This is a genomic window from Anoxybacillus tengchongensis, from assembly GCF_014201585.1.
In the GTDB taxonomy this organism is placed as follows: Bacteria; Bacillota; Bacilli; order Bacillales; family Anoxybacillaceae; genus Anoxybacillus; species Anoxybacillus tengchongensis.
The window spans coordinates 270,511-287,185 of sequence record NZ_JACHES010000003.1 but is presented as its reverse complement, the minus strand read 5'-3'; the positions used below and the strand labels follow the sequence as shown (position 1 = coordinate 287,185).

At 40.5% G+C, this 16,675-nt stretch carries 18 protein-coding genes and 1 tRNA gene; 18 read left to right on the top strand and 1 reads right to left on the bottom strand.

All coding sequences use genetic code 11. The features are described 5' to 3' along the window. Window positions 1-11 precede the first annotated feature (11 nt). The 6 genes from mnmG to HNQ82_RS05280 all read left to right on the top strand — a co-directional run bounded on the left by mnmG (window position 12) and on the right by HNQ82_RS05280 (window position 5,959). Window positions 12-1,901: a tRNA uridine-5-carboxymethylaminomethyl(34) synthesis enzyme MnmG gene (gene mnmG / locus HNQ82_RS05305; protein ID WP_183247766.1), complete on the top strand. Its 1,890-nt coding sequence runs from the start codon at window positions 12-14 to the stop codon at window positions 1,899-1,901. Window positions 1,902-1,914: 13 nt separating this feature from the next. After that, window positions 1,915-2,628 carry a 16S rRNA (guanine(527)-N(7))-methyltransferase RsmG gene (gene rsmG, locus HNQ82_RS05300; RefSeq protein ID WP_183247764.1) on the top strand — a complete coding sequence of 238 codons (714 nt, stop codon included), beginning with the start codon at window positions 1,915-1,917 and terminating at the stop codon, window positions 2,626-2,628. Between the two features lie 35 nt (window positions 2,629-2,663). Further along, window positions 2,664-3,515 (top strand): nucleoid occlusion protein, encoded by an 852-nt coding sequence (gene noc / locus HNQ82_RS05295; RefSeq protein ID WP_055440871.1) that lies wholly within the window; start codon window positions 2,664-2,666, stop codon window positions 3,513-3,515. Between the two features lie 101 nt (window positions 3,516-3,616). Next, window positions 3,617-4,378, top strand: a complete 762-nt coding sequence (locus HNQ82_RS05290; RefSeq protein WP_055440870.1) for a ParA family protein — start codon at window positions 3,617-3,619, stop codon at window positions 4,376-4,378. After that, on the top strand, window positions 4,371-5,234 hold the full coding sequence (locus HNQ82_RS05285) for a ParB/RepB/Spo0J family partition protein (protein WP_183247762.1): 864 nt from the start codon (window positions 4,371-4,373) through the stop codon (window positions 5,232-5,234). The genes HNQ82_RS05290 and HNQ82_RS05285 overlap by 8 nt, the downstream gene beginning before the upstream one ends. Before the next feature lie 17 nt (window positions 5,235-5,251). Then, window positions 5,252-5,959, top strand: a complete 708-nt coding sequence (locus HNQ82_RS05280; RefSeq protein ID WP_183242659.1) for a DUF554 domain-containing protein — start codon at window positions 5,252-5,254, stop codon at window positions 5,957-5,959. Here HNQ82_RS05280 and yyaC read toward each other — a convergent pair. After that, a complete protein-coding gene (yyaC, locus tag HNQ82_RS05275; protein WP_183247760.1) occupies window positions 5,948-6,538 on the bottom strand; it encodes a spore protease YyaC in 591 nt (196 codons plus the stop codon). The genes HNQ82_RS05280 and yyaC overlap by 12 nt on opposite strands. 180 nt (window positions 6,539-6,718) lie before the next feature. On the opposite strand from yyaC, the gene HNQ82_RS05270 reads away from it, so the two are divergent. From HNQ82_RS05270 to HNQ82_RS05215, 12 genes are all read left to right on the top strand, one after another. Beyond that, a complete protein-coding gene (locus tag HNQ82_RS05270; protein WP_183242656.1) occupies window positions 6,719-7,594 on the top strand; it encodes a mechanosensitive ion channel family protein in 876 nt (291 codons plus the stop codon). A 41-nt stretch (window positions 7,595-7,635) separates the two neighbouring features. Continuing rightward, entirely contained in the window at window positions 7,636-7,812 is a 177-nt protein-coding gene (locus HNQ82_RS05265; RefSeq protein ID WP_006321132.1) for a DUF951 domain-containing protein, read from the top strand. Between the two features lie 20 nt (window positions 7,813-7,832). After that, window positions 7,833-8,933 carry a redox-regulated ATPase YchF gene (gene ychF / locus HNQ82_RS05260; RefSeq protein ID WP_183242654.1) on the top strand — a complete coding sequence of 367 codons (1,101 nt, stop codon included), beginning with the start codon at window positions 7,833-7,835 and terminating at the stop codon, window positions 8,931-8,933. Window positions 8,934-9,037: 104 nt separating this feature from the next. Next, window positions 9,038-9,325 (top strand): 30S ribosomal protein S6, encoded by a 288-nt coding sequence (gene rpsF, locus HNQ82_RS05255; RefSeq protein WP_009361077.1) that lies wholly within the window; start codon window positions 9,038-9,040, stop codon window positions 9,323-9,325. A gap of 26 nt (window positions 9,326-9,351) precedes the next feature. Then, window positions 9,352-9,843: a single-stranded DNA-binding protein gene (ssb, locus tag HNQ82_RS05250; protein WP_032101641.1), complete on the top strand. Its 492-nt coding sequence runs from the start codon at window positions 9,352-9,354 to the stop codon at window positions 9,841-9,843. Window positions 9,844-9,875: 32 nt separating this feature from the next. Then, window positions 9,876-10,112: a 30S ribosomal protein S18 gene (rpsR, locus tag HNQ82_RS05245; protein ID WP_003397568.1), complete on the top strand. Its 237-nt coding sequence runs from the start codon at window positions 9,876-9,878 to the stop codon at window positions 10,110-10,112. Window positions 10,113-10,173: 61 nt separating this feature from the next. Continuing rightward, the gene (locus tag HNQ82_RS05240; protein WP_183247758.1) at window positions 10,174-11,103 is read left to right on the top strand and encodes a DUF2232 domain-containing protein; all 930 of its coding nucleotides are present in this window, start codon (window positions 10,174-10,176) and stop codon (window positions 11,101-11,103) included. A 21-nt stretch (window positions 11,104-11,124) separates the two neighbouring features. Beyond that, window positions 11,125-13,098, top strand: a complete 1,974-nt coding sequence (locus HNQ82_RS05235; RefSeq protein WP_183247756.1) for a DHH family phosphoesterase — start codon at window positions 11,125-11,127, stop codon at window positions 13,096-13,098. Continuing rightward, window positions 13,095-13,544, top strand: coding sequence for a 50S ribosomal protein L9 (gene rplI, locus HNQ82_RS05230; protein ID WP_183247754.1), 450 nt, complete (start codon window positions 13,095-13,097; stop codon window positions 13,542-13,544). Before HNQ82_RS05235 ends, rplI begins: the two co-directional genes overlap by 4 nt. Before the next feature lie 76 nt (window positions 13,545-13,620). Further along, on the top strand, window positions 13,621-14,985 hold the full coding sequence (dnaB, locus tag HNQ82_RS05225) for a replicative DNA helicase (protein ID WP_055440861.1): 1,365 nt from the start codon (window positions 13,621-13,623) through the stop codon (window positions 14,983-14,985). A 115-nt stretch (window positions 14,986-15,100) separates the two neighbouring features. Then, entirely contained in the window at window positions 15,101-16,387 is a 1,287-nt protein-coding gene (locus HNQ82_RS05220) for an adenylosuccinate synthase (protein ID WP_183247752.1), read from the top strand. 94 nt (window positions 16,388-16,481) lie between these two features. Further along, window positions 16,482-16,557: transfer RNA gene (locus tag HNQ82_RS05215), tRNA-Asp, on the top strand. Window positions 16,558-16,675: the final 118 nt, after the last annotated feature.

Below are 16,675 nucleotides of genomic sequence, written 5' to 3'. Positions count from 1 at the left end.
GGAGGGTATTTATGCATTACGAGGCAGGATCTTATGATGTCATCGTTGTCGGTGCTGGTCATGCGGGATGTGAGGCGGCGCTTGCTGCTGCGCGCATGGGGGCAAGTACGCTAGTCATTACACTGAATCTCGATATGATTGCTTTTATGCCGTGTAATCCATCTATCGGCGGACCTGCAAAAGGGATTGTCGTTCGGGAAATTGACGCGTTAGGCGGAGAAATGGGGAAAAACATCGACAAAACGCATATTCAAATGCGCATGTTGAATACAGGAAAAGGACCTGCAGTGCGAGCGTTACGTGCACAAGCAGATAAATTTTTATATCAGCAAGAAATGAAAAAAACGTTAGAAAACCAAGAGAATTTAACATTATTACAAGGAAAAGTAGAAAAATTGATCGTAGAAGACGGTGTATGTAAAGGTGTCATTACGCATACGGGTGCCCGTTATTATGCAAAAGCTGTCGTTATTACAACGGGAACATTTTTACGCGGTGAAATTATTATTGGAGACATTAAATATTCAAGTGGTCCAAACAATCAACAGCCATCGATTAAGCTTTCAGAGCATCTAGAGGAGCTTGGATTTGAACTTGTTCGTTTTAAAACAGGAACGCCACCGCGCGTGAATAGTCATACGATTGATTACAGCAAAACAGAAATTCAGCCGGGAGATGACGTGCCACGAGCGTTCTCATATGAAACGAAGGAATACATTACCGACCAGCTCCCTTGTTGGCTCACTTATACGACAGAGGAAACGCACCGAATCATCGATGAAAACTTACATTTATCGCCGATGTATTCAGGCATGATTAAAGGGACAGGTCCGCGCTATTGCCCATCAATTGAAGATAAAATCGTTCGTTTTCATGACAAACCACGTCATCAAATTTTTCTTGAGCCAGAAGGAAGACATACGCAAGAAGTATACGTACAAGGTTTATCGACAAGCTTGCCAGAGCATATTCAACGTCAAATGTTAGCGACAATACCTGGATTAGAAAGGGCACAGCTCATGCGTGCTGGTTATGCGATTGAATATGATGCGATCGTTCCAACACAGCTATGGCCAACGTTAGAAACAAAAGTCGTTCAACGATTATACACAGCAGGACAAATTAACGGAACATCTGGATATGAAGAGGCAGCTGGCCAAGGACTCATTGCCGGCATTAATGCGGCATGTAAAGCGCTCGGCAAAGAGGAGTTAATTTTAAGTCGTTCCGAAGCATATATTGGCGTTTTAATTGACGACCTTGTGACAAAAGGGACGAATGAGCCATACCGCTTGTTAACATCGCGTGCAGAATATCGTCTTTTATTACGTCACGACAATGCCGATTTACGCTTAACGGAAATTGGCTATAAAATCGGCTTAATTTCGCAAGAGCGATATGAGAAGTTTGTAGCGAAAAAAGAAGCGATCGAAGCGGAAAAGAAACGCTTAAAATCGTACATCATTAAACCGACGCCGCAAGTGCAAGAAATGATTCGAAATGTTGGTGGAAGCGAATTAAAAGACGGCATTCGCGCAGCTGACTTGTTAAAGCGTCCGGAAATGACATATGAACATATTCAAATGATTGCACCAGCGGAACAACCGGTTGATCCTGAAGTAGCGGAACAAGTAGAAATTCAAATTAAATACGAAGGATATATTGAAAAATCGCTACAACAAGTTGAAAAATTAAAAAAAATGGAGAACAAAAAAATTCCAGAGGACATTGATTACGATGCGATTACAGGATTAGCGACAGAGGCGCGACAAAAACTGAAGCAAGTTCGCCCGCTTTCAATTGCACAAGCGTCACGCATTTCGGGAGTCAATCCGGCGGATATTTCGATTTTATTAGTTTATTTAGAGCAGGGAAAAATTGCACGTGTGTCAAATGAATAAAGAGGGATGAATGATGGATGTAAACGTATTTCAACAAATGTTAGAGGAGAAAGGAATTTCACTTTCTCCTCAACAACTCAATCAATTTGAAACATATTATCAATTGCTTGTTGAATGGAACGAGAAAATGAATTTAACGGCGATTACAGACAAAGAAGGCGTATACTTGAAGCATTTTTTTGATTCCATTACACCTGCTTTTTATTACGACTTCTCGCAACCATTATCTATTTGCGATGTTGGGGCAGGAGCTGGATTTCCGAGCATACCATTAAAAATTTGCTTTCCTCACCTACATGTATCAATTGTTGATTCATTACAAAAACGAATTACGTTTCTAAATTATTTAGCGGCACAACTCGGGCTTGAAGGAGTAGCCTTTTATCACGATCGCGCTGAAACGTTCGGACAAAAAAGCGTCCGTGAGACGTTTGATGTCGTCACGGCTCGTGCTGTTGCGCGTTTATCTGTGCTAAGTGAACTTTGTTTGCCACTTGTGAAAGTAGGAGGAACGTTTATTGCGATGAAAGGTGCATCGGCGCAGGAAGAGCTTGAACAAGGAAAAACAGCGATTCGTGTGCTAGGTGGTGAAGTAGTAAAAGTGGAACAATTTTTATTACCGATTGAGGAAAGTGAACGGGCAATCGTTTTTGTTGAGAAAAGAAGAAAAACACCGAAGAAATATCCACGCAAACCAGGGGTACCAAACAAACTTCCGATTGAATGAATGTTTTGAGTTCTCAAAGGTGGTGTTAGGGGGAAATGAAGCATCCTTTTTCGCGTTTTTTTAGCTTTGGTGAGAAAGAGCAAGAAGAAATCGTCGTACCAAATGAAGAAATAAAAAGAATTGCTATTTCACAAATTGTTCCAAACCGTTTTCAGCCCCGAACTATTTTTGTTGAAGATAAAATTGATGAGCTTGCTCAAACGATTCGAACACATGGGATGATTCAACCGATTGTTGTTCGAGAATGCGAAGATGGGAAGTTCGAAATTATTGCCGGGGAACGAAGATGGCGAGCGGCACAAAAACTCGGCTGGACGGATATACCTGCTATTATTAAAAATTTGAATGATACGGAAACAGCTTCTGTTGCTTTAATTGAAAACTTACAGCGGGAAGAGCTAACTCCGATTGAAGAAGCGATCGCTTATGCTCGTTTGTTAGAATTGCATCATTTAACGCAAGAGGCGTTAGCGCAAAGGCTTGGAAAAGGACAATCAACGATTGCCAACAAGCTTCGCTTATTAAAACTGCCCCAAGAAGTGCAAGACGCGTTGTTACAGCGTCAAATTACAGAACGTCATGCACGCGCTTTAATTGTGCTGAAAGATTACGATAAACAGTTGAAATTGCTTGAAGAAATTATCCAAAAGCAACTAAACGTGAAACAGACAGAAGATCGAGTTGCGAAAATGCTAGAAGAAAACGACGATGGAAAGCGCCCGAGGCCGAAACGAAAATCGCTAAGCAAAGACATGCGCATCGCTGTCAATACGATTCGACAGTCATTGACGATGGTTGCTGATAGTGGTGTCGCGATCGATTCAGAAGAAGAAGAATTTGAAGACTATTACCAAATTACAATCCGCATCCCGAAGAAACAAAAATAACACCTCATCCAAAATGACGATGAGGTTTTCTTTTTGTATATGAAAATATTGAAAAATTCATGATACAATAAAAGTATTATAGGTAAAGGATGGGGAGCGTTGTGGGGAAAATTATTGCGATTGCCAACCAAAAAGGCGGTGTTGGCAAAACGACAACAGCCGTAAACTTATCGGCATGTTTAGCCCATATGGGAAAGAAAACGTTACTTGTCGATATCGATCCACAAGGAAATGCGACGAGTGGCATTGGTGTGGAAAAACATGAAATTGAACAATGTGCATATGACTTATTAGTTGAGGAAGTGGACGTACGTCAAGTGATTCGTCCGACAAATATCGAGCGATTGCATATTATTCCTGCTACTATTCAGTTAGCGGGTGCCGAAATTGAACTTGTTCCGATCGTTTCAAGGGAAGTACGCTTACAAAAAGCGTTAAGCCCAATCAAAGATGTGTACGATTTTATTATTATCGACTGTCCACCTTCACTCGGATTGTTAACGATTAATGCTTTAACTTCAGCAGATACAGTATTAATTCCTGTTCAATGTGAATATTACGCATTGGAAGGGCTTAGTCAATTATTAAATACAATTCGTCTTGTACAAAAACATTTAAATTCCAATTTGCGCATTGAAGGTGTGTTGCTGACGATGTTTGATGCGCGCACAAATCTTGGTATTCAAGTCATTCAAGAAGTGAAAAAGTATTTTCGTGAAAAAGTATATGAAACGATTATACCGCGCAATGTTCGACTAAGTGAGGCGCCAAGCCACGGGAAGCCGATTATTTTGTACGATGCGAAATCACGGGGGGCGGAAGTATATGCAGACTTTGCGAAAGAGGTGATCGCGAATGGCTAAAGGGCTCGGGAAAGGCATTCACGCTCTCTTTACGAATTTGGAAGCAGAGAAAGGGGAAACGGTTCAAGAAATTGATATTCAACAACTCCGTCCTAATCCATATCAACCGCGCAAAACGTTTCATGAACAAGCGTTAGAAGAATTAAAGCAATCCATTATAGAACACGGAATCGTTCAACCGCTCATTGTTCGTCAGACGATCAAAGGTTATGAAATTGTCGTAGGTGAACGTCGCTTTCGAGCAGCACAATTAGCAGGATTGAAAACTGTCCCAGCCGTTGTACGTGAACTTTCGGATGAAAAAATGATGGAAATTGCATTGCTTGAAAATTTACAGCGTGAAGATTTAAATCCGATTGAGGAAGCGACAGCATATCAATTGTTGCTTACAAAATGCAAATTAACGCAAGAAGAGCTAGCAAAACGATTAGGAAAGAGCCGTCCGCATATTGCCAACCATCTTCGTCTTCTTTCACTTCCAAGTGATGTACAACAAATGATTGAAGAAGGTATGTTATCAATGGGGCACGGTCGAGCGTTATTAGCATTAAAAAACAAACAAAAGCTTTCAGGTGTCATTCAACGCGTGATTCGTGAATCGCTTAATGTTCGCCAACTTGAGGCGCTCATTCAACAACTGAACGAAAATGTTCCACGTGAAACATCGAAAAAGAAAGAAGAGAAAAATATATTTTTAACACAAAGTGAGGCGTTATTACGTGAACGATTAGGAACGTCCGTCTCCATAAAAAAACATCGAAAAAAAGGAAAAATTGAAATCGAATTTTTCTCAGAAGAAGATTTAACACGTATTTTGCAATTGCTCAATGTATACGATGAATCTATTGAAGGATGAATAGGATGTGACACACGTTGGCTTTACTCGGTACGATTGTTAACGGCATATGTATTATTGTTGGCGCTTTATTAGGTGCTGTGTTTCGACATATTCCAGAGCGCATAAAATCGACGGTGATGAACGGGATTGGGCTTTCCGTTGTTGTTCTCGGTGTAAAGATGGGGTTAGAAAGCGATCAGTTTCTAGTTGTTATTATTAGTTTAGTTGTTGGTGGAGCATTAGGGGAGATATGGGGTATTGAAGAAAAGCTTGAAAGGTTAGGAAAATGGGTAGAAAGAAGAGTAGGATATGGCGCAGAAGGGGCGATTTCTAAAGGATTTGTGAGTGCCACGCTTCTGTTTGTCGTCGGTTCGATGGCCATTGTCGGTGCGCTACATAGCGGGTTAAGAGGCGATCATCTCGTACTATATACAAAATCGATTTTAGACGGTTTTGCAAGCATCATCTTAACCGCTACGTTTGGCATCGGCGTTATTTTTTCAGCTATTCCTGTTGTTGTTTATCAAGGATCCATCGCCTTGATGGCTACGCAAATCGATCGGTTCATTCCACCAAGCGCCCTTGAGGCATTTATTGCTGAATCGACTGCGACAGGGGGAATTTTAATTGTTGCGATTGGTTTGAACATGTTAAGTCTTACATCTATTCGTGTAGCCAACTTACTACCAAGTATTTTAGTAAATGCGTTGATCGTTGCTTTTATGCATATGTTATTCGGATAGTTTATATTTCAGTTCGTTTGTGTGCAACGATGCAAATCGTTGTTGTTTTTTCAACTGTATTCCGGCTTCATAAATACCCGTAGCAATTGTTTCTGCCATATTCATTACTAGATGAAGGCGAGTGTTTTGAAGCACGAAAAATTCCATAAATCCGCTCACATTGACAATACCGGTAATATGGGCATCACCGACAGAAGGAAGATTTTTATTGACAGCGGCACCTGGTTTTAATGGGCCTTTTTCAACTGTAACCATCCCGATGTTTTTTACACGACCAAGGCAAGCATCGATAGCAATGAGAAACGCGTGTTTATGTTGTTGGCGAATGTCTTGTAGTTTATCTTCTAAATTAACGGCATGAATCGGATCTTTTAACGTTCCATACACATAAAAAGGTAATGTTCCTTTTTGCCCCAGCATCGTACCAACAAGTGGACCGAGTGCATCGCCAGTTGAACGATCCGTGCCGATACAAACGATGACGATCGGGATATGGTTGGAAGTTGGAAGTAAATATAAAAGTGATGATGCAAGTTGGGATGTTGCATTTGGTTCATCGTAAAAAAATTTGTTTTGCATATGTCCGTTCCCTCCTCCGATTAAATAGCGTGGTAACAGTATACGGAAAAATGTGAATATATATACATTTAGCTGTGCAGAAAGTTCACGTGCTACAAATGTGAACAAAATACTGTTACAATAACTTATGCGTGAAAGGGGAAGCTTGTATAGGTGATTTGCTACAATGGAGGTGGTTGAATGGAGCAAATAAAAAAAATATATGTCCGTATCGTTGAACAAATGGTAGAAGGTGACTGGCTCGTTACAATAGGTGTTAGTTTGTTTAAAATCGTAACGATTATTTTATTGGCATCGATTTTATTAAAAGTTGTCAAGTTGGCGATTACGAAGTTTTTTGCTGTTCGACAAAAAGCACCGATTCGGTTATCGGAACGAAGAGAAGCAACGTTAATGCGATTGCTGAACAATATGGCGACGTATACCATTTACTTTATTACGTTTATGATGATTTTAGACGCCGTAGGCGTTGATATTCGCGCCATTTTAGCAGGAGCTGGGATCGTTGGATTAGCAGTTGGATTTGGGGCGCAAAATCTTGTTCGCGATATTATTACAGGATTTTTTATTATCCTCGAAGATCAGTTTGCCGTTGGAGATTATGTCCGTATCGGGACATTTGAAGGGCACGTTGAAGAAATTGGATTGCGCACGACGAAGTTGAAAAGTTTTACGGGTGAAGTGCACATTTTACCGAATGGAACGATTACACAAGTGACGAACTTTTCTTTGAATAATAGTGTGGCGGTCGTTGATGTAAGTATTGCCTATGAAGGTGATTTAGAGAAGGCGGAAGCTGTCATTCGTGAAGTTTTAGAAGAAATGCCAAGTAAATATGAAGACATTGTCAGTCCACCAGAATTGTTAGGAGTGCAAAATTTAGGGCCGTCTGAAGTCGTTATGCGCATTACGTGTGAGACAAAGCCGATGCGTCATTGGCATATTGCACGTGCGTTACGAAAAGAGATTAAGCTTCGTTTGGACGAGCGGGGAATTGAAATCCCGTTTCCTCGTTTAGTTCTTTATAATCGCGAACAACAAGGGGAACGTGCTTAAACAACGGAAAGGAGTGTGCTATATTGAATAAAGAGTATGGCATGCATGATATCGTCGAAATGAAGAAGGAACATCCTTGTGGTACAAATCGATGGAAAATTATTCGAATGGGCATGGATATTCGGATCAAATGTGAAGGATGTGGTCATAGCGTCTTGCTGCCACGAAAAGAATTTGAGAAAAAAATGAAAAAAGTGCTCGTAAAGCACGAGGAATAGACGAAGAGAGGAGTTTCATTATGGGTTTAACAGCAGGAATTGTTGGTCTTCCAAACGTCGGAAAATCAACGTTGTTTAATGCGATTACAAAAGCGGGTGCTGAGTCTGCAAACTATCCGTTTTGTACAATCGAACCAAATGTTGGGATTGTGGAAGTGCCGGATGAGCGACTAAAAACGTTGACGAAATTATTTAATCCGAAACGTACGGTTCCTACAGTATTTGAGTTTACAGATATCGCAGGAATTGTGAAAGGTGCAAGTAAAGGTGAAGGGTTAGGAAATAAGTTTTTATCCCACATCCGCCAAGTTGATGCCATTTGTCAAGTTGTGCGTTGTTTTGCTGACGAAAACATTACGCATGTGGCGGGGAAAGTAGATCCGATCGCAGACATCGAAACGATAAACTTGGAGCTTATTTTTGCCGACCTTGAAACGGTAGATAAGCGGATAGATCGCGTCGGGAAAATGGCGAAGCAAAAAGATAAAGAAGCAGTATTTGAATACGATATTTTAAGTCGCTTAAAAGAAACATTCGAAGCAGGAAAACCAGCTAGAACGCTTTCATTTACGGAAGAGGAAATGAAAGTAGTAAAGCAATTACATTTATTAACGATCAAGCCGATGTTATATGTTGCTAACGTTGGTGAAGAAGATTTAGCTGATCCAAACAACAACGAGTACGTTCAAAAAGTAAAAGCATTTGCCAAAGAAGATAATGCAGAGGTCATCGTCGTTTGTGCTAAAGTGGAGGCGGAGATGGCAGAGTTAGACGATGAAGAAAAAGAGCTATTTTTACAAGAACTCGGCATTGAACAATCGGGGTTAGATCAACTCATTCGTGCATCATATAGTTTGCTTGGACTCGCTACGTATTTCACAGCAGGTGAACAAGAAGTGCGCGCATGGACGTTCCGAAAAGGAATGAAAGCACCACAATGTGCAGGTATTATTCATTCTGATTTTGAACGAGGATTTATTCGTGCAGAAACCGTATCATATGACGATTTAGTTGCGGCGGGATCGATGGCAGCTGCCCGTGAAGCAGGAAAAGTGCGATTAGAAGGAAAAGATTATGAAGTGCAAGATGGCGATATTATTCATTTCCGTTTTAACGTCTAATATTGCATATGAACGATGTTCGTGATATAATCATCAAATGTGAGTAATGATATATTGCTCCTTGCTCTATAAAGAGCCGTGTAGACCAAAAGGAGGTGACTGTGATGAGAAAGTACGAAATTATGTACATTATCCGTCCAAACATGGAAGAAGAAGCGAGAAAAGCAGTTGTTGAGCGTTTTAACAACGTGTTAACTGAAAATGGCGCGGAAATTACGAATGTGAAGGAATGGGGTAAGCGTCGTCTCGCTTATGAAATTGAAAAATTCCGTGACGGTTACTACATGATTTTAAACGTTGTTGCGAAGCCAGCGGCAGTGCAAGAATTTGACCGTTTAGCACGCATCAGCGAAGACATTATTCGTCATATCGTCGTGAAGGAAGAAGAATAATTTCCTCATGAATAGGAGTGGTTCTGATGATTAATCGCGTAATTCTCGTCGGAAGACTGACGAAAGATCCGGAATTACGCTATACTCCAAATGGAGTTGCTGTTGCCACGTTTACGCTAGCGGTGAATCGAACGTATACGAATCCACAAGGTGAACGTGAAGCAGATTTTATTAACTGTATCGTTTGGCGCCGACAAGCTGAAAATGTGGCGAACTATTTGAAAAAAGGTAGTTTAGCTGGAGTGGAAGGTCGAATTCAAACGAGATCGTATGAAAACCAAGAAGGAAAACGAGTGTACGTAACAGAGGTTGTCGCCGATAGTGTGCAGTTTTTAGAGCCGCGAGGTGGCGGTGAGCAACGTGGCATGGCATCAGGTAGCTATGGCGAGCCGTTTCCATTTGGATCAAATCAGAACCCGAACCAAGGACGTAGTAGTGGATTTAGTCGAATTGATGATGATCCATTTGCGAACGATGGACAACCAATCGACATATCGGACGATGATTTGCCGTTTTAATATATATTCATTTGGAGAAAGGAGGATACACAATGGCAGGGCGCAAAGGTGGACGTACAAAACGTCGTAAAGTTTGCTACTTTACAGCAAACGGAATTACACATATTGACTACAAAGATGTAGACACATTAAAGAAATTTATTTCTGAGCGTGGTAAAATTTTACCTCGTCGCGTAACAGGTACGAGTGCAAAATATCAACGCAAATTAACAATTGCGATTAAACGTGCTCGTCAAATGGCTTTATTACCATACGTTGCGGGCGAATAAAAAGAGAAAGCAGTAAGGGGGACGAAGCCTTACTGCTTTTTGTTTTCAAGGAGGGAAAAAAGTGAAAAACGCGCGTGTATTAACGGAAGGAGCTGTGCAACTTTCTATTTTCACAGTTCTCCTTTTGCTCAGTTTATATATGCCGGTGTTTGGAATGGTTACAACATTTTTTTTGGCAATTCCGTTTCTTTTATTTACGATGCGCCATACGTATAAAAATGGATTATTTTTGCTTGCTACATCATTTATTCCATCCATTTGGTTCGGTTCACTTTTCTCTGTTCCGATGACATTTATGTTTGCAAGTAGCGGAGTTGTGATGGGGCATGTGTGGCGAAAGCAAGGTGGAAAATATACTGTTTTGCTTGTTGGCACTCTTTCTTTTTTAGTGAGCATGATCATCATTTATGCGAGTTCTGTCTTATTTTTCGACATTCATATTGGGAAACAAATTGAAGAAATGTTGCAACAATCGTTTCAAAGTGCGCAAAACATATTAGAGAAACTTGGGCAAACAAATGGACAATTTGAACAAGCAATGAAACAAACGATGGACATTGTCATCGATTTGTTACCGACTGCATTCGTCTTTGCAGCTGCATGTTTTGCTTTTATTACTCAACAAGTTGCCGTACCTATTTTGAAACGGTTAAATATGGAAATCGGAAATTGGCAACCATTTCGTGAACTTGTTTTACCGAAAAGTTTGCTATGGTACTATTTAGCGGTTATGCTTTTGTTATTTTTCCCAATCGAGCACGGTTCATTCCTTTACGTTGCGTTGCTTAATTTGTTTCAAATTTTACAGTTACTGATGACCATTCAAGGATTTTCGTTCATTTTTTATTGGATGTACCATAAAAAAATGGGGCGTAAAGGCGCTATTGCCACTGTCGTTCTATCGCTATTTTTCCCTTTTTTACTTCACCTCGTGCGAATATTAGGTATAATTGATTTAGGATTTGATTTACGAAAGAAGCTGAAAGATTAATGACGCAAGGAGCTGACGTTCATGTCTAGTTTGTATGAAAAGCCGAGGCATCGCTATCCCTTGTATGTTTTAATCGGTATTACGTTTGTATTGCTTATGATTGTTACGTACTTTGAATGGATGATTGGGATAGTTGGTGCTGTGCTCCTTGGCCCTACGTTGTTTCACGTCTTTCGATCGTATAAAGTTGCACAAGAAGAAATTGAGGACTACATTTCCACTCTCTCTTACCGAATAAAAAAAGTTGGTGAAGAAGCTTTAATGGGGATGCCAATTGGCATTATGCTCATTAATGAGGAGTTAGAAATTGAGTGGACAAACTCTTTTTTATCTTCTTGTTTTGGAGTGGATACGCTAGTTGGACAATCATTATATGATGTTGCTGAACAACTTGTTCCACTTATGAAAACAGAGGCAACGGAAGAAGTCATCACATTTCACGATCGAACGTTTAAAGTAATCATTCGCCGGGAAGAGCGATTACTTTACTTTTTTGATATTACGGAACAAGCAGAATTGGAGAAAAAATACGAGCAAGAAAAAATCGTATTAGGCGTCATTTTTCTTGATAATTACGACGATGTGACGCAAGGAATGGATGACCAAACGAAGAGTCAGCTCAACAGTCAAGTGACGTCCATTTTAAATCGATGGGCGAGTGAATACGGTTTATTTTTAAAGCGTACGTCGTCAGATCGATTTGTGGCTGTGTTAAACGAACATATTTTACAGCAACTAGAAAAAAATAAATTTTCTATTCTAGATGAAGTGCGTGAACAAACAGCGAAAAATCATGTGCCGCTAACGTTAAGTATCGGAATAGGAACAAACTCTCCGTCTTTACCAGAACTCGGGGTGTTAGCGCAGTCTAGTCTAGATTTAGCGCTTGGACGGGGCGGTGACCAGGTCGCGATTAAACAACCGAACGGTAAAGTAAAATTTTATGGTGGAAAAACGAATCCGATGGAAAAACGGACAAGGGTTAGAGCTCGCGTTATATCGCATGCGTTAAAAGAGCTCATTTTAGAAAGTGAGCAAGTGTTTATTATGGGGCATAAATATCCCGATATGGATGCTATCGGTTCAGCTATCGGTATTTTAAAAGTGGCCCAAATAAATCAAAAAGAAGCGTTTATTGTAATTGATACAAACCGTATTGACTCTGGTGTACAGCGATTGATTGAGGAAGTGAAAAAACAGACGGAATTGTGGTCGCGATTTATTTCTCCTGAGCAAGCATTAGAGTTGGCGACAGAAGATACGTTACTTGTTGTCGTAGATACGCATAAACCTTCGCTCGTTATTGAAGAAAGGTTATTGTTGCGATTAGATCGAGTTGTAGTGATCGATCATCATCGTCGCGGAGAAGAGTTTATTCAAGACCCGATTCTCGTTTATATGGAGCCATATGCATCATCTACGTCAGAACTAGTGACGGAATTGTTAGAATATCAACCAAAGCGTTTGAAATTGTCTATGCTTGAGGCGACAGCTTTATTAGCTGGTATTGTTGTTGATACGAAAAGTTTCACATTACGCACAGGGTCAAGAACGTTTGATGCCGCCTCATATTTACGTGCCCAAGGAGCAGATACGACGCTTGTCCAAAAACTGTTAAAAGAAAATATTGAGCACTACATCAAACGTGCTAAAATAATTGAGAACGCTATCATTGATGAACATGGTTTCGCAATTGCAAAAGGAAGTGCTAATGAAACATATGATCCTGTATTAATTGCCCAAGCAGCGGATACGCTACTATCCTTACATGGTGTTGTTGCCTCGTTTGTCATTTCAAAACGAAATGATCAAACGATTGGAATTAGCGCCCGGTCATTAGGAGATGTAAACGTGCAGTTAATTATGGAAAAGCTTGATGGTGGCGGTCATTTAACGAATGCGGCCACTCAGCTTGCTAATGTAACAATTGACGAAGCAGAAAAACGATTGAAGGCAGCAATTCGAGAATATATTGAGGGAGGTACAAAAACATGAAAGTTATTTTCTTAAAAGATGTGAAAGGAAAAGGGAAAAAGGGAGAAGTAAAAAACGTTGCTGATGGTTATGCGCAAAACTTTTTATTTAAACAAGGACTTGCTATTGAAGCAACACCAGCCAACTTGAAAGCATTAGAAGCGCAAAAAAATAAACAAAAGAAAGAAGCTGAAGAAGAATTAGCTCGTGCAAAGCAATTAAAGAAAAAAATTGATACGTTGACAGTTGAATTATTTGCAAAAGCTGGTGAAGGAGGTCGTTTATTCGGCTCGATTACAAGCAAACAAATTGCAGAGGCACTTCAGCAACAACATGACATTAAGATTGACAAACGTAAAATTGAACTAGATGATGCGATTCGAGCGCTTGGCTATACAAATGTACCGATCAAGCTTCATTCAGAAGTAACTGCGACATTAAAAGTACATGTACAAGAACAAAAGTAATGAAATGTGATTTTATGCCGGATGTTTTCCGTGCATATAATCACATTTTTCTTATGAGAAAGGATGGTGATCGTACATGAACGACGTATTTGCTGATCGACTCCCCCCACAAAATATTGAAGCTGAACAAGCTGTACTCGGGGCGATTTTATTAGAGCCATCCGCGCTCACAACCGCTTCAGAAATATTAATTCCCGAAGATTTTTATCGAGCAGCCCATCAAAAAATTTTCCGAACGATGTTACAACTATCTGATCGTGGTGAGCCCGTTGATCTCGTGACGGTTACATCGGAATTGGCAGATGCAAACGCCCTTGAAGAGATAGGAGGCGTTTCGTATTTAACGGAGCTTGCAAATGCCGTTCCAACAGCGGCCAATGTGCATTATTACGCAAAAATTGTAGAAGAAAAATCTATTTTGCGCCGTTTAATTCGTACGGCTACATCCATTGCTCAAGACGGCTATACGCGTGAAGATGAAGTAGAAGATGTGTTAAATGAAGCCGAGCGAAAAATCTTAGAAGTATCCCAACGGAAAAATACGAGCGGATTCCAAAATATAAAAGATGTGCTTGTTCAAGCATACGACAACATCGAAATGCTCCATAATCGGAAAGGTGAAATTACCGGAATTCCAACAGGGTTCATTGAACTTGATCGGATGACAGCAGGATTTCAACGAAGCGATTTTATTATTGTTGCCGCTCGTCCGTCTGTTGGAAAAACAGCATTTGCATTAAATATTGCCCAAAATGTAGCGACGCGCACGGGTGAAAATGTGGCAATTTTTAGCTTGGAAATGGGAGCGCAACAACTCGTCATGCGTATGCTTTGCGCAGAAGGGAACATTAACGCTCAAAGCTTACGAACCGGTAAACTGACGCCAGAAGATTGGGGAAAGTTAACGATGGCGATGGGAAGTCTGTCAAATGCCGGTATTTTTATTGACGATACACCGAACATTCGTGTTAGTGAAATTCGTGCCAAATGTCGTCGCCTAAAACAAGAACAAGGACTTGGTATGATATTGATCGATTACTTGCAGCTCATTCAAGGAAGTGGACGCAATCGTGAAAATCGTCAACAAGAAGTATCAGAAATTTCCCGCTCACTAAAAGCGTTAGCTCGTGAATTAGATGTCCCTGTCATTGCTTTATCCCAGCTTTCACGTAGTGTCGAGCAACGTCAAGATAAACGTCCGATGATGTCTGACTTACGCGAATCGGGGAGTATTGAACAAGACGCGGATATTGTTGCTTTTTTATATCGTGATGATTATTACGATAAAGAATCAGAAAACAAAAACATCATTGAAATTATTATTGCAAAACAACGGAACGGCCCTGTTGGTACAGTACAACTTGCTTTCGTAAAAGAGTATAACAAGTTTGTTAACTTAGAGCGCCGCTTCGATGATGCAAACGTTCCGCCGGGAGCGTAATTTATACGAATAAAAATAAAGAGTGAACACATAAATGTTCGGTTTTTTATTGATTTTTCATAGTTGATTTGGTACACTTACTATGTTTGGAATTGATGAAGCGGAGGTGCTCGCTATGTCTTCAGTTGTTGTTGTTGGAACACAATGGGGCGATGAGGGAAAAGGAAAAATTACAGATTTTTTATCACAACATGCAGAAGTCATTGCACGATATCAAGGTGGAAATAACGCCGGACATACGATTGTATTTAACGGCGAAAAGTATAAATTACATTTAATCCCTTCTGGCATTTTTTATAAAGATAAAATTTGTGTCATTGGAAATGGAATGGTTGTTGATCCGAAAGCGCTCGTGCGAGAATTAGCGTATTTACACGAGCGTGGCGTAAGCACGGAAAATTTACGCATTAGCAACCGTGCGCACGTCATTTTGCCTTATCATTTAAAGCTAGATGAAGTAGAAGAAGAAAGAAAAGGGGCTAATAAAATTGGAACGACGAAAAAAGGAATTGGCCCTGCTTATATGGACAAAGCAGCGCGTGTCGGTATCCGAATCGCAGATTTGCTTGATCGTGAAGTATTTGAAGAAAAATTAGCTCGCAATCTAGCAGAGAAAAATGTACTTTTTGAAAAAGTGTACGGTGTAGAAGGATTTAAGTTAGAACACATTCTTGATGAATATTACGAATATGGACAGCAAATTGCAAAATATGTTTGTGACACATCTGTCGTATTAAACGATGCGCTTGATGAAGGACGCCGTGTTTTATTTGAAGGTGCCCAAGGTGTCATGTTAGATATCGACCAAGGCACGTATCCGTTTGTTACGTCTTCAAATCCTGTTGCTGGTGGGGTTACGATTGGGGCTGGTGTTGGCCCGACAAAAATTAAACATGTTGTTGGGGTAGCTAAAGCATATACAACACGTGTCGGCGACGGTCCGTTTCCAACGGAATTAAGCAATGAAATTGGTGATCGTATTCGCGAAGTAGGTCGTGAATACGGAACGACAACCGGACGTCCACGCCGTGTCGGCTGGTTTGATAGCGTTGTTGTTCGTCATGCGCGCCGCGTCAGTGGTATTACAGATTTATCATTAAACTCGATTGACGTGTTAACAGGTATTGAAACGTTAAAAATTTGTGTTGCTTACCGTTACAAAGGACAAATCATCGAGGAGTTCCCTGCGAGCTTAAAAGTGTTGGCGGAATGTGAGCCGGTGTATGAAGAATTGCCAGGATGGACGGAAGATATTACAGGTGTCAAAAGTTTAGATGAGCTTCCAACGAACGCACGCCGTTACGTTGAGCGCATTTCGCAATTAACAGGTATTCCGCTTTCTATTTTCTCGGTTGGACCAGACCGTTCTCAAACGAATGTTGTCCGCAATGTGTATGCATAAAAAATACGTCGATGAGCAAATCATCGACGTATTTTAAAAAAACTATTGTTTTATTGTTACTTATATAGTAAAATAATAAATGTCTTTTGAACGCGGTTCCGTGGTGTAGGGGTTAACATGCCTGCCTGTCACGCAGGAGATCGCGGGTTCGAATCCCGTCGGAACCGCCATTTTTATTGGAATAGTTACTTATATCGCTCGGTAGCTCAGTCGGTAGAGCACGAATGAATAAGCTTCTTTGAGAAGCAACAGCGTACCGCTCGAGTCGCATCTTGAGTAAACAAGCTG